11 protein-coding genes are annotated in these 12,974 nt (G+C 64.0%); 4 read left to right on the top strand and 7 right to left on the bottom strand.

Annotated features, from left to right (window positions below):
* From BUC08_RS12585 to BUC08_RS12555, 7 genes are read right to left on the bottom strand one after another with little or no spacing between them, the layout of a single operon-like run.
* A complete protein-coding gene (locus BUC08_RS12585; RefSeq protein ID WP_037922569.1) occupies positions 1 to 1,554 on the bottom strand; it encodes an acetolactate synthase large subunit in 1,554 nt (517 codons plus the stop codon).
* The gene (locus BUC08_RS12580) at positions 1,551 to 3,050 is read right to left on the bottom strand and encodes an FGGY family carbohydrate kinase (protein ID WP_037922567.1); all 1,500 of its coding nucleotides are present in this window, start codon (positions 3,048 to 3,050) and stop codon (positions 1,551 to 1,553) included. Before BUC08_RS12580 ends, BUC08_RS12585 begins: the two co-directional genes overlap by 4 nt.
* A 12-nt stretch (positions 3,051 to 3,062) precedes the next feature.
* The gene (locus BUC08_RS12575; protein ID WP_037922565.1) at positions 3,063 to 3,740 is read right to left on the bottom strand and encodes a class II aldolase/adducin family protein; all 678 of its coding nucleotides are present in this window, start codon (positions 3,738 to 3,740) and stop codon (positions 3,063 to 3,065) included.
* A 10-nt stretch (positions 3,741 to 3,750) separates the two neighbouring features.
* Positions 3,751 to 4,809, bottom strand: coding sequence for a 2-hydroxyacid dehydrogenase (locus BUC08_RS12570; RefSeq protein WP_051693973.1), 1,059 nt, complete (start codon positions 4,807 to 4,809; stop codon positions 3,751 to 3,753).
* A gap of 9 nt (positions 4,810 to 4,818) precedes the next feature.
* Positions 4,819 to 6,015, bottom strand: coding sequence for a CaiB/BaiF CoA transferase family protein (locus BUC08_RS12565; protein ID WP_037922563.1), 1,197 nt, complete (start codon positions 6,013 to 6,015; stop codon positions 4,819 to 4,821).
* 48 nt (positions 6,016 to 6,063) lie between these two features.
* Positions 6,064 to 6,831: a CoA transferase gene (locus BUC08_RS12560; RefSeq protein ID WP_224769712.1), complete on the bottom strand. Its 768-nt coding sequence runs from the start codon at positions 6,829 to 6,831 to the stop codon at positions 6,064 to 6,066.
* Positions 6,828 to 7,643 (bottom strand): CoA transferase subunit A, encoded by an 816-nt coding sequence (locus BUC08_RS12555; protein WP_037922561.1) that lies wholly within the window; start codon positions 7,641 to 7,643, stop codon positions 6,828 to 6,830. Before BUC08_RS12555 ends, BUC08_RS12560 begins: the two co-directional genes overlap by 4 nt.
* Before the next feature lie 227 nt (positions 7,644 to 7,870).
* Here BUC08_RS12555 and BUC08_RS12550 point away from each other — a divergent pair, with 227 nt between their 5' ends.
* The 4 genes from BUC08_RS12550 to BUC08_RS12535 all read left to right on the top strand — a co-directional run bounded on the left by BUC08_RS12550 (position 7,871) and on the right by BUC08_RS12535 (position 12,800).
* Positions 7,871 to 9,013 (top strand): ABC transporter ATP-binding protein, encoded by a 1,143-nt coding sequence (locus BUC08_RS12550; protein ID WP_081855333.1) that lies wholly within the window; start codon positions 7,871 to 7,873, stop codon positions 9,011 to 9,013.
* Complete coding sequence (locus tag BUC08_RS12545; RefSeq protein ID WP_037922559.1) at positions 9,010 to 10,803, top strand: ABC transporter permease subunit; 1,794 nt, start codon at positions 9,010 to 9,012, stop codon at positions 10,801 to 10,803. The genes BUC08_RS12550 and BUC08_RS12545 overlap by 4 nt, the downstream gene beginning before the upstream one ends.
* Positions 10,804 to 10,838: 35 nt before the next feature.
* The gene (locus BUC08_RS12540; RefSeq protein ID WP_037922558.1) at positions 10,839 to 11,927 is read left to right on the top strand and encodes an extracellular solute-binding protein; all 1,089 of its coding nucleotides are present in this window, start codon (positions 10,839 to 10,841) and stop codon (positions 11,925 to 11,927) included.
* 117 nt (positions 11,928 to 12,044) lie between these two features.
* The gene (locus BUC08_RS12535) at positions 12,045 to 12,800 is read left to right on the top strand and encodes an IclR family transcriptional regulator (RefSeq protein ID WP_037922556.1); all 756 of its coding nucleotides are present in this window, start codon (positions 12,045 to 12,047) and stop codon (positions 12,798 to 12,800) included.
* Positions 12,801 to 12,974 lie beyond the last annotated feature (174 nt).

The raw sequence follows: 12,974 nt of genomic DNA, 5'->3' as shown, positions 1-12,974 counted from the left end.
TCATATCAAGGCTTCGATCAGGAACGGACCACGGCGCTGGCAGGCCGCGCGCAGCAAGTCGCTGAATTCTTCGACGGTGCTGGCGCTGGCGGCCTCGACTCCCATGCCGCGCGCAAGGCTGACCCAGTCCAGCGCAGGGTTGTCTAGGTCCAGCATCCGGCTGGCGTTGCGCCCGGCGGTGCCTGCGCCCACGTCTTTCAGCTCGCCGTGCAGGATCTGGTAGCGGCGGTTGGCAAAGACGATGGTGACCACATCCAGTTCTTCGCGCGCCTGCGTCCACAGCGCCTGAACCGTGTACATGCCGGATCCGTCCGCTTGCAACGTGATCACCTTGCGGTCCGGGCAGGCGACGGCGGCACCGGTGGCCAGCGGCATGCCGACACCGATGGCCCCACCGGTCAGTTGCAGGAAATCATGCGGGGCCGCGCCATAGGTGTGGCGGAAAAAGTCGCGGCCCGAGGTCACGGATTCGTCGCAAACAATGGCATTGTCGGGCATGTGGTGCGCCAGTGCGACGGCGATGGCATCCGGCGTCAGCGTGCCGCTGGGCATGTCGGGCTTGGCGCGGGACGCAAGGCGCGCGGCGGGGCTGTTTGCCACGCCGAATTCATCCGCAAGCGCGGCAATGGCCGCTGGCAGATCGCTGCCCGCATCGGCCATGTCGATCACCTCGCAGCTTTCGGGCAGCATCTTGCCCGGCTTTCCGGGGTAGGCAAAAAAGCCGACCGGCGCCTTTGCCCCGATCAGGATCACCTGTTCGGTGTCGGCAAAGGTCGCAAGGGCCTGATCGACCTTGTAAGGCACCCGATCAAGGGCAACGCGCCCCGCGCCGCGCATCATGCGACCGTTCGATTGCTGCGCCATCAGCCGCGCGCCGCTGCTTTGGGCGATGCGGTCCAGCGTGTCCAGTTCGGCATCGCGCAGGGCCTTGCCCGAGATCAGGATCGTGGTGGTGCGCCCGTTGCGCAGGGCGGCGGCGGCCTGTGTGATGCGCGCGGCATCCGGTGCCGTGGGCTGCGGCGGCGTGATGGCCACGGGATCGCCAGCCGGAGCGGCCCCCCACGAGGCATCGGCGGGCAGGATCAGCGTGGCAATCTGCCCCGGTGCGGTGCAGGCGGCTGAAATCGCCTCTTCTGCTGTAGAGCCAAGCGTTTCGGGGCTGTCCGCGCGTCCGACCCAATGCGACATCGGCCGCGCCAGGCTTTCGATATCCGAGGTCAGCGGCGCGTCAAGCGCCAGATGATAGGTCGCGTGATCGCCGACGACGTTGACCATCGGACTGCCGGCACGGCGCGCGTTGTGCAGGTTGGCCAGCCCGTTCGCCAGCCCCGGCCCCAGGTGCAGCAGGGTCGCGGCGGGCTTTTCGGCCATACGGGCGTATCCGTCGGCGGCCCCCGTGACCACACCCTCGAACAGCCCCAGCACGCAGCGCATCGCAGGCTGGCGGTCCAGTGCCGCGACAAAGTGCATTTCAGAGGTGCCCGGATTCGCAAAGCAGGTGTCGATTCCGTTGGCCAGCAGGGTATCGCAAAGCAGGTCGGCGCCGATTTTCATAGTGTGTCCTCGTTCAGATGTGCAGCGGCGTCCGCGATGCCGGACAATGCCGCCCAATGGGGTGATGCTGTGTCGACCAGATCGCGGAAGGATGCAAATTTTGCATTCGCATAGCGCGCGACCGGACCGGTTTGGGGGGGAATGCTGTCTTCGGGCGGGCCGATCCATTGGGCCGCGATATCGGCAGGGGAAGCACCCAAAAGATGTGTTGCCGCAATCGCGGCCAGCCCGCGCGGGCCCGCGTGCGCCGTGGGGCTGCGCACCACCGGCGTGCCAAGGCAGGTCGCCAGAAACCGCGCGAAATCCGCATCCCGCGCCAGCCCGCCACCCAGCGACAATGCGCCTTGGGCGGCACCCATCATCGTGTGGCTGGTGCGCGCGACAAAGGCCAGCGCCTCGCGTCCGGCCCATGCAATTTGGTGCGGTGTGGTGGCGGCACTCAGCCCGAACAGGGCGGCGCTGGCCTGTGGGTCGGTCCAGGGCGCACGTTCGCCGCCCGGCTCGAAAAAGGGATGCATCACCAACCCCGAATAGGCGGGCGGCACGGGCGATGGCAGATCGCGGAACTGTCCGTGCAGGTGCTGCAACAGGGTGGCCCCGTTAAAGCAGGGGTGAAAGCACAGGAACCCGTCGCCCAGCACGAACTGCTGCACCATCGCCCCGCGGGGCTTTTGCGGCATCGTGTCGGGATCATCCAGCAGGCAGCCATGAATTGCACTGGTGCCAAACACCGACGCCCGCGTGACCTCGGGACGGGTGCCAAGCCCCAGACCGATCAGCGTCGCCTGCACATCGCCCGGCCCCATCAGCACCGGCAGGCCGGCGGGCAGGCCGCAAGCCTGCGCTGCGGAGGCAGACAATGGCGCGCGGCACTGGCCCACGGGCGCGAATTCGGGCAGAATGTCGATGCCACGGGTCAGGCCCAGCGCCTGCCCGATCTCTGCCGACATCCGGCCCTCGCGCCAGTTGCCCCAGACCGGCAAGGCGGCGCTCGGCTCGGCCAACAGGGTGCCGGTAAGGGTGTAGAACAACCAGTCTTTCAGCCGCAGGATTTTTGCGATCCGCTGCACACGGTCGGGATCGTGGCGTTGCAGCCAAAGCAATTGCAGGCTTTGTGCGGCGGCGGTGGGGCGCGACCCGGTGATGTCCTCGATCCGGTCCAGTGCTTCGCCCAGTTCGCTGACCAGCCCCCGCGCCCGACCGTCCAGCCATGTCATCGCAGGCCCGACCGGCTGACCGTCGGCATCCACCGGCCACAGCCCGTCACCCTGTCCCGTCAGGATCAGCCCGCGCGGTGTATGACCGTCCGCGCGCGTCATGCAGTCGCGCAGCGCGCGTACCGCCAGTTCGCGCGAGGCATCCATGTCCTGTTCAACCCGCAGGCCCGTGCGTCTTAGTGCCGTATTGGGCAAATCCACATGCGCCAGCAGCTGCCCCGAGGCATCAAAGGCGGCGGCCTTGACCGCCGTCGTGCCGCTGTCCAGGCACAGGATCACAAGGGCAACGCGTTACGACGCATGTCGCAGACCTTCTTGAACTGTGGGCGTCTGCTGGCCGTAGGTCTTGAATTTCTCCAGCACCACCGCGATTTGCGCTTCGGACAGAACCGGCGGTTCGCCCATGGGCAGCAGGGCCAGCAATTGCGTCGCCAGTTCTTCGACGGTCACGGCCAGCGCCAGCGCGCGGGCAATGGACACATGTGCCGCGATCACGCCGTGATGCGCCATCAGACAGGCGCGGCGGCCCTCCAGCGCCTTGACGACTGCGTGGGCCAGTTCCTGCGTGCCGAACAATTCATAGGGGGCGCAGCGGATGCTGTCCCCGCCGGCGGCCGCAATCGAATAGTGGATGGCCGGGATGTCACGGCCCAGTACTGACACGCTGGTCGCCTTGGTCGAATGGGTGTGCACCACGGCGTTCAGTTCGGGGCGCGCTTGCAGGATGTCGCGGTGAAACCGCCATTCGCTGGACGGCAGCACGTCGCCCGTAAACGAGGCGTCCCAGTTCATCGCCACCACATGTTCGGGGCGCAGTTTGTCATAGGGAATGCCGGTGGGCGAAATCAGAAAGCCGTCGCCGTGGCGGACGCTGATGTTGCCCGCCGTGCCCTTGTTGATGCCCAGCCCGTTCATCGCGCGGCACGCTTCGATCAGTTCGGTCCGCAAAGTCAGCTCTTGGTCGGTCATGTCTCTATCCTCAGGTGCACAGGTTGTGGGGCGTGTCGCCCGCCAGAAACCGCGCGATGTCCTCGGCGATCACAGTGGCGGCCTTTTTCGCAGAAAGACGGGACGCACCGGCGATATGCGGCGACAGGGTGACATTGGGCAGTTGCAGCAACGGCATGTCGGCGGGCGGCGGTTCGGGGGTGAACGTGTCCAGCGCCGCACCGCGCAAATGCCCCGACACCAGCGCATCATACAGCGCGTCATAGTCCAGAACCTGCCCGCGCGTGGTGTTCACGATATAGCCGCCGGGTTTCATCGCCGCGATCCGTTCGCGGCTGATCATGCCGATGGTTTCGGGCGTCACGCGCGGGTGCAGCGTGACCACATCCGCCTCGGCCAGCAGCGCGTCCAGCTCGGCCTTGCGAAAGCCTGCGGCGGTTTCCTCGGCGGTCAGCGGTTTGAACGGATCGTAGATCACGATCTGGCAGCCGAACGGTTGCAACAGCCGCGCCACGCGGGTGCCGATGTCGCCATAGCCGACGATGCCAACGGTCAGTTCGCCCAGTTCCGGCCCCGCGTTGTCATAGTGATAGTAATCGCGGTTGAACGACCCGCTTTTCACCGCCAGATGCCCCCGGATCAGGTTGCGCGTTTCCGCCAGCAACGAGGCCACGGTGAATTCCGCCACCGCCGACGCGTTGCGGCCCGGCGTGTTGACCACGCTCAGGCCGCGGTCGCGGGCGGCCGGCATTTCGATGTTCACCGGCCCGCCGCGCGACACTGCGATCAGCTTCAGCGCGGGCGCATGGTCCAGACTGTGCGCGGTGATCGGGGCAAGGTGGGTCACCAGCACGTCCAGATCGGACAGGAAGTCAAAGTAATCCTCGGGCCTGCCGACGAATTCCCCCACGGGCAGGTCAGGATCGACCTTGGTCGATTTGACGTGCAGCGGCCAATCCAGTTCCATTTCGCGGAAGGTGATCTTGCGGTCACCCAGCCGCGTTTCCAGCGCCGTGCGGAACAGGGCGGGCTGCATGAACCCGTCACCGATGATGCCGATGGTCAGGGGCGTTGTATCATGCGTCGTCATGGGGGTGTCCTACGCTTTCTCGGGTGTGGCCACGGGGTCCAGCCCCGGCAGCACGTCGCGGTAAGTTTCCAGATCCAGCCCGTGTTCGGCCATCACCTCGACGGTGTGCTGGGCAAAGCGGGGCGGTGCGCTGTGATAGCTGACCGGCGTGCGCGACAGTTTGATCGGGCTGCCGGTGCCGCGATAGGCGCCGATGTCCACGATCATTTCACGATGGGTGGTGTGCGGGTCGGCCACCACTTCGTCGATGGTCCGTACGGCACCGCAGGGCACGCCCATGCGGATCAGCTTTTCCGACAGGGGGCCGCAGTCGAACGCCGCCATCGCGGTTTCCAGCTCCAGCTTGAGCGCATCCGCGTTGTTCAGCCGGTCGGCATTGCTGGCAAAGCGGGGGTCGGTCGCCAGCGCGGGGTTGCCAATGCCTTCGCATAGTTTGGCGAACTGGCGGTTGTTGCCGACGGTCAGGAACAGCGGTGCGGTTTTGGTCTGGTAGGTGTCATAGGGGCAGATGTTGGGATGCGCGTTGCCGGTGGTGCCTGCGACCTTGCCGGACAGGTAATAGTTGGGCAGGTGCGGGTGCAGCAGCGACACGCCGCAATCGTACAGGGTCGTTTCAATGAACTGCCCACGCCCGCTGGTGGCGCGTTCGTTCAGCGCCATGCACACACCCAGCGCCGCGTTCAGGCCGGTGACCATGTCGACCACGGGCAGGCCCACGCGCGTGGCATCGCCGCCGCGTTCGCCGTTCACGCTCATGATGCCACAGACCGCCTGAATGGCCGCGTCATAGCCGGGCAGACCGCCTTTCGGGCCATCGGCGCCAAAGCCGGACACGCGGCAGTGGACCAGCTTGGGAAACCGCGCCTGCAGCTCATCCGTGCCCAGACCCCAGCGTTCCAGCGTGCCGGTCTTGAAATTCTCAAGAAACACGTCGGCATCGGCCAGCAACTCCAGCAGCAGCGTGCGCCCCGCCGGTTGCGAGATGTCCACCGCAATGCCGCGCTTGTTGCGGTTCAGACCCTGGAAATAGCTGGCCGCCCCATCCAGAAAGGGCGGGCCCCAGCCACGGGTTTCGTCGCCTGCGGGCGGTTCCAGCTTGATGACATCCGCACCATGGTCGGCCAGGATCTGGCCGCAATAGGGCCCACCAAGGACTCGGCTGGCGTCGATGACCTTGAGGTTGGAAAGGGAGCCGGTGGGCGTCATGCAGTTCTCCGTTCAATCGGTAATGTGCGGCCCTGTCAGGCCAGTGTTTCAGCAATGTTGCGTTTGGGCGGCCAGGTCACGGCGCCAGTTTTCGGCAAAGGCCGGATAGGTTTCTTGCAGCTTGTCCAGAACCGGACCGCGCAACAAGGCAAGCGTGGCAGCGTCGGGCGCGGGGGTTTGCGGCACCACATCGGGGTGGTCAAAGTCAAAGCCGGTCGCGTCGCGGATGGTTTCAAGCGTTTCGCCGGGATGGACCGAGACAAGGGTGAATCCGGGTCGCGTCTTGTCGAAGGAAAACAACGCCTTGCCTGTCAGCAGCGCCACGGGCCCGCCGGGCCGGTACACATCCGGCGGGCTGACACCGGGGGCCGAGATGAAATCGACCTGTTCGACCATCACGCGCGGGCTGTGTTCTTCGCGGAACAGGATCACGCGGGGCACGACGAAATACAGATAGGCCGACCCAAAAGAGCCGGGCCAGCGGACCTTGCTTTGAGGATAATCGCCCGCGCCGACAAGGTTCACGTTCGCTTGCCCGTCGATCTGCCCGCCGCCCAGGAAAAAGGCGTCGATGCGCCCCTGACCCGCGCAATCGAACAGCTCGCCCGATCCGTTGGTGAAAAAGTTGTGCGCGACCGACCCCAGGATCGACAGCCGCACGTGGCGGGTCTGTTCGTCCAGCGCCTGGCGCAGCATGGCACCGGCGGCAGGCATCGGTGACGATGCACCAACCGCCACGTGACGCACATCGGCCAGCAGGGCGGCGATGGCGGTGATCAGCGTTTCGCTGGGCAGGGCGGGGGCATCGGACATCATGCGCGCACCTCCTTCCGGGTTTCGGTCGCGGCCATGTAGGCGTCGAACCCCTCTTGCGTGCGGGCGGCGGCGGCATAGCGTTTCAGCGCATCGGTGTCCGCCGGATAGACACCCCACAGCCCATAGGGCCACGCCCCTTGAGGCACATGCGCGATGCCCGACACGTACAAGGCGGGCAGCACCCCCGCCGCGGTGGTTTCATCCGCCAGCAGGTTGTCATCCACGATACGGTCAACGGTGACATAGGTGTCGGTCGCGGCATAGGCCATCGGGGCCAGTTCACGCCGCCGGCCGATCCAGACGTTGCCCGCGCGGTCGGCCATCGGCGCGTGAAAAATGGCGACATCGGGTTTGATGGCGGGAATCAGCACCACCGGGTCGCCCTGATCGGCAAAGGGATTGTCGATCACTTTCCAGTCGGGGCGGTTGCGCAGCACGTCGGTGCCGATCAGCCCACGCATCGGGAAGAACGGCGATCCTTTCTGCGCGGCAATCAGCCCCGCGTGAACGGCGGGGCAGGTGGCGTCAATCACGCGGATGCGCCCCTCTTTCACCGCCGCGTTGAAACGGGGGGCGCCGCCGGCCTCGCCCAGGCTGACGGCGCTGGTTTCCACCGACCGCACACAGCCCGCGCCAATCAGCTGGTCCACTTGTAAGCCGCCGGTCGGGACACAGACAAGGTCAAGATCACGCAGCCCGCGCGCGATCATGGGCCGGGTAAATGCCATCGCAACGCCGGCGTAATCGACGGGCACGGCGATCCGCATTCCGTCCCTGAGCCTGTCCACCAGACTGTCCACATTGGTTAGCATTTCGGTTCGCCTGTTGCTTGGTGCGTTTCGGTCGTCGTTGTTCTGTATTGTGGAACAAGATTTCAACAACAAGGTATTCAGGCAGAGGGAAATTTGTCAATCGCCCAAATTTGCCGCAGTGCAGCAACGCAAGGGGTGGATAGCTAGGGGATTGACAGGTGATTTTTTCGATACAATGATCGTATTCGGAATAGCGTTCTATAATATGGAACACTAGGGAGGATATGATGACATTGAAGCTGGCAGACCCCGTTGTTGTGCCCGGCGGTGCTGACGCCCGACGCGATGACGTGTCGCGTGCGGGCATCGGCTCGGGGATCACGATCGAGAATGTGACGAAACGATACGGTGCATTCGTGGCCGCGGACCGCATATGTCTGGATATCCAGCCGGGAGAGTTCGTGACGCTTCTGGGCCCCTCGGGCAGCGGCAAGACAACCTTGCTGAACCTGCTTGCCGGCTTTCAACGCGTCGATGGCGGCGAAATCCGCGTCGATGGCAAGCCGATCCAGAACGTGCCTGTTCACAAGCGCGGGTTCGGCATGGTGTTTCAAAGCTATGCGCTGTTTCCCAACATGACGGTCGCGCAGAACGTCGGCTTTCCGATGCGTATGGCCGGGATCAGCCGCGCCGACAGCGATCGGCGCGTGGCGGAAACGCTTGGGATGATGCAGCTTTCGGATTCAGCGGCCAAGATGCCATCCGAGATGTCGGGCGGTCAGCAACAGCGAGTCGCCATCGCGCGGTCCATCGTCATGCGGCCAAAGGTCGTTTTGATGGACGAACCGCTGAGCGCGCTGGACCGGCGGCTGCGCGAGTCCATCCAGATGGAAATCCGCGACCTGCACCGGACCATCGGCAGCACGTTCCTGTTTGTCACCCATGACCAAAGCGAGGCGCTGACCATGTCTGACCGCATTGCCGTCATGGACGCCGGGCGCATCATCCAGGTGGATCGCCCCGAAACCATCTATCGCCAGCCCTGCAACCGTTTCGTCGCAGGCTTTGTCGGGGAAAGCAACCTGATCGACGCCGAGATCGTGCGCCGAGAAGGTGCGGCGCTGGTTCTGCGCACCAAGACCGGCCATCTGTTCCGCAGTCCTGCGCCTGACGAAGTCTCGGGGCGCAATGTCACCGTTCTGGTCCGTCCCGAACGGCTGATCCTGTCCGATGTGCCGGGTCAGGAGTCGATACCGGCGCGTGTGAAATCGGCGCTGTTCCTGGGTGAAATCCTGCGGATCGAGGTGACGCTGGACAGCGGAGAGACGCTTTTGGTGCGCTGTTCCGACAGTGCCGGCCAGACGCTGCCCACGCCCGGCAGCACGGTGCATGTCAGTTGGGGCATGTCGGACGGGTGGGTTTTGGCATGACACAGATGGACACGCACCAGGGTAACCCGGGGGTTACCCCCGCGCGCAGCCTGTCGGAACGGCTGAAAGATCCGGCGCTGTTGCTGATCCCCGCCTTTGCCTTTCTGGGGTTCATGTACCTGCTGCCCCTGATCGACCTGATGCAGACCAGCGTCGAAGGTGACCCGTGGTGGGCAGATCTGCAACGGGTGCTGTCCGTGCCGCTGTATTTCGATTCGCTGGTGCGGACGATGAACATCGCGCTGACCGTGGCGCTGTTGTGCGCGCTGATTGGATACCCCGCGGCGCTGCTGATCCAGCGCACCAAAGGGATCACGCAGGTGCTGGTGGCGATGGCGATCATCCTGCCCTATTTCATCGCGATCCTGATCCGCACCTACGCCTGGATGGTGCTGTTGGGGCGCAACGGGCCGATCAACAAATTTGCGGTCTGGATTGGTGCCTTTGACGAGCCTGTGGGCCTGTTGTTCAACCGGGGCAGCGTGCTGTTGGGCATGACCGCGGTGCTTTTGCCGATCATGGTGCTAAGCATTTATTCCAGCCTGTCGCGGCTGGACCCGGCGCTGGTGCGCGCGGCGATGGCGAACGGCGCGGGGCCGCTGGCCGCGTTTTGGCGCGTGCTGTTGCCGCTGACCCTGCCCGGTGTGGGTGCCGGGTTCCTTCTGGTCTTTGTTCAGGCGCTGGGGTTCTTCATCACGCCCAGCCTGCTGGGCGGTCCCGGCGACATGATGTTTGCCATGCACATTACCCAACAAGCGGATTCGATCACCGGCGAGGGGTTCTTGCAGGCGCTGGCCGTGGTGCTGCTGGTGCTGACATTGATCGTCGTTGCGGTCGCAGGGCGCTTTCTGGGGTTCGAATTCATCTGGGGCGGCGAGCGCAAAGCCCCGATGCCAAAAGCGCGCGAGACCCTAGACCGGCCAAAGCCGTCCCGTGGCGGGGTCAAGGAGGCGCTGGCCGACAGGGCCGGCTGGCCGCTGCTGCGCTGGCTGGGCGCGCTGAATGCCCGCTGGGGCGAATGGACGGTGCGGGTTCTGGCGATTTGCGTGATTGCCACGCTGGTCCTGCCCATCGTCGTCGTCATGATCATCTCGTTCAGCAAGGCCAGCTATCTGACCTTTCCGCCGACCGAATATTCCCTGCGCTGGTACGAGAAATTCTTTTCCGACCGCAACTGGATGTCGGCGTTCTGGAATTCGCTGTTCATCGCGCTGATGTCCGCCGGCATTTCCGTCACGCTGGGGGCCACGGCGGCAATGGGGATCGTGCGCAGTTCGATCCGGGGCAAATCCACGCTGATGCTTTTGCTGGTCAGCCCGATCATCGTGCCGCCCGTCGTGCTGGGTCTGTCGCTGTACAGCCTGTTTCTGAAATTCGATATGGTTGGCACCTATTGGGGGCTGGCCGCGGCGCATTCCATCGGTGGCATTCCCATCGTGGTGGTGATTGTCGCGGCAGCTTTGCAGGGGGTCGACCGCAGGCTGGAACAAGGGGCCGCCGTGCATGGCGCGTCGCCGTTGACGGTGTTTCGCAAGGTGACCTTGCCCGCGATTGCGCCCGGCCTGGGGGCGGCCGTGTTCTTTGCCTTTTTGCATTCCTTTGACGAGCTGGTGCTGACGCTGTTCCTCTCCAGCCCGCGCATGAAGACCCTGCCGCTGATGCTGTGGGGCGACATCAATTATCAACTGAATCCGGTTCTGGCGGTGGTGTCCACGCTCGAGGTTCTGCTGGTCGTTGGTGGCATCATATTGGCGCGTCCGGTCTTTGCCCGGGCCCGCGCCGACACGTGAACGACCCAAAGACAACACAGGAGGAGGAGAAGACCATGTTTATAAAAGAAATCAAAAAGATGGGCATGACGGCGCTTGCCGCCGCAGCCTTGCTCGCGGGGGGCGCACAATTTGCGTCTGCCGATGGCGAGGTCATCATGCAAGACCCCGGTGGCAGCTATGGCGATGCCTTGCGGTCGGTGATGTACGACAGCTTCGAAGACGAGACCGGCATTGACGTGATCACCGTGCAAGAGGCCCGGTCCGGCCCCCGGATCAAGGCGCAGGTGGACGCGGGCAAGACCGAGTGGGACCTGACGTTCATCTTTGACCAAGAGGTCGGACTGCTGGGCGATTGCTGCCTTGCCGACATCGACTATGACAAGCTGTCGGACAGCGCCAAGGAAACGCTGGCCACCATGCCCGACAACCTGAAACGGCCCAAAGGCGTCGCCTTGCAGGTCATCGGCGTGGGTCTGGTCTATAACACCGATGTCTACAAAGACGGCAACGTCCCCCAAAGCTGGGCGGATTTCTGGGATGTTGAGAAATTTCCCGGCGAACGGTGCCTGCCTGCATGGCCGCGTTTTACCATGGAGGCCGCTTTGATGGCTGACGGTGTCGCCAAAGAGGACCTGTACCCGCTGGACATGGACCGCGCGCTGAAAAAGCTGGAAGAGATCAAACCGCATGTGACCAAATGGTGGACCACATCCGCGCAGCCGCCGCAGCTTTTGCTGGATGGCGAGGCGGACATGTGCATGGCCTATACCGGGTCCACATCGCTGTTGGCGCTGGAGGGTGCACCGATCGAAGTCGAGTGGAACCAGGGCTTTGTCTACTATGACTTCTTCTCGATCCCCAAGGATGCGCCGAACTACGACAACGCGCTGAAGCTGCTGTCGTGGCGTCTGGACGCCGATCTGGCGGCAGAGCTGACCTCGGCCTATCCGGTGGCGTTGCCGTCGCCGCTGGTGTTCGAGAAGGCCGACCCCGAGATCAGCAAGTATTGGGCGAACAACCCCGAGAACGTGGAAAAAGCCATCGAATGGAGCCCGGAATTCTGGGGCGCACAGGCTGCATCGGGCAACATGACCAACGAAGAGTACGGTCAGGAGCAGCTGAACAGCTTGCTGGCGAAATGATCCGAAGATGACAGGATCGGCGGCTGCGGGGCGATGTCCTGTGGCCGCCTTTTCGTTACGGAACCCTGTTGCGCGATGCACTGTTCACAGCGTGATATTCAAGGTAACAGAACTGTCATGGACAAGGCATTTATCAAGGGGTTGCGCCTGATCGAGGCGCTTGCGCACAGCGAGAAGCCGCGCGGCGTCACCGAACTTGCCGCTGAACTGGGCCTGACCAAAAGCAACGTGCACCGGCTGTTGGCGACGTTGGTGGCACAGGGATATGTCCACCAGGACCCGCAATACAGCACCTATGCGCTGGGCACCAAGATCTGGGAACTGGGCAGCCATGTGATCCGCCGGCTGGACCTGACCAAGGTGGCGCGTCCGGCAATGGAACGTCTGGCGGCGCTGACCGGTGAAACGGTGCACCTGTCGGTTCTGGACGACATGGACGTTGTCTATCTGGACAAGATCGAAAGCAGCCACCACATCCGCGCCCACACCCATGTGGGCCAACGCGCGCCGGCCTATACGATGGCGACGGGCAAGGCGATGCTGGCGCGGATGCCCGATGCCTACCTGGAACGGTATCACAACCGGTTTCAAAGCTTTACGCCAACCACCATCACGACAATGGACCAGCTTCACCGCGCCATAGAAGAGGTGCGGGCGACCGGTTTTGCGGTGGTGCCACACGGCGAATGGCGCGCCGGTATCGCGGCCTGTGCCTGTGCGATCCTTGGACCCAATGGCGATCTGGCCGGTGCGATTGGCGTGTCCGGCCCCGACACCCGTGTCAAACGCGAAGAGCTGGACGCCTTCAGCCCGCACCTGGTTGCGGCGGCCTCTGCGATTTCATCCGCCTTGGGATACACCGGCCCGCGCTGATCCGGACCTGCCGGGGCGGCATTGCATGTTTTACAGTCAAATTTGCCACCTGGTGCGCGTGCTGTTGCGCGCGCCTGTTTCTTTTTTGGGCAGATGCGCGGGGATTCAGCGTTGCCTTGAAAAAACCTGAACAAATAGTTTGACCAATTGGTATGAAGATACCTAGGCTGCCTT

Source organism: Pseudosulfitobacter pseudonitzschiae, assembly GCF_900129395.1.
GTDB classification, from domain to species: Bacteria; Pseudomonadota; Alphaproteobacteria; order Rhodobacterales; family Rhodobacteraceae; genus Pseudosulfitobacter; species Pseudosulfitobacter pseudonitzschiae.
Note: the sequence above shows the minus strand (reverse complement) of the source record. Positions and strands in the feature narration are given on the sequence as shown.

What these genes read in the sequence shown, in the direction of transcription:
- BUC08_RS12565 (WP_037922563.1), bottom strand. Translation starts at nt 6,015, where the DNA reads ATGACGCCCACCGGCTCCCTTTCCAACCTCAAGGTCATCGACGCCAGC.
- BUC08_RS12575 (WP_037922565.1), bottom strand. Translation starts at nt 3,740, where the DNA reads ATGACCGACCAAGAGCTGACTTTGCGGACCGAACTGATCGAAGCGTGC.
- BUC08_RS12585 (WP_037922569.1), bottom strand. Translation starts at nt 1,554, where the DNA reads ATGAAAATCGGCGCCGACCTGCTTTGCGATACCCTGCTGGCCAACGGA.
- BUC08_RS12555 (WP_037922561.1), bottom strand. Translation starts at nt 7,643, where the DNA reads ATGCTAACCAATGTGGACAGTCTGGTGGACAGGCTCAGGGACGGAATG.
- BUC08_RS12560 (WP_224769712.1), bottom strand. Translation starts at nt 6,831, where the DNA reads ATGATGTCCGATGCCCCCGCCCTGCCCAGCGAAACGCTGATCACCGCC.
- BUC08_RS12540 (WP_037922558.1), top strand. Translation starts at nt 10,839, where the DNA reads ATGTTTATAAAAGAAATCAAAAAGATGGGCATGACGGCGCTTGCCGCC.
- BUC08_RS12550 (WP_081855333.1), top strand. Translation starts at nt 7,871, where the DNA reads ATGACATTGAAGCTGGCAGACCCCGTTGTTGTGCCCGGCGGTGCTGAC.
- BUC08_RS12535 (WP_037922556.1), top strand. Translation starts at nt 12,045, where the DNA reads ATGGACAAGGCATTTATCAAGGGGTTGCGCCTGATCGAGGCGCTTGCG.
- BUC08_RS12545 (WP_037922559.1), top strand. Translation starts at nt 9,010, where the DNA reads ATGACACAGATGGACACGCACCAGGGTAACCCGGGGGTTACCCCCGCG.
- BUC08_RS12570 (WP_051693973.1), bottom strand. Translation starts at nt 4,809, where the DNA reads ATGACGACGCATGATACAACGCCCCTGACCATCGGCATCATCGGTGAC.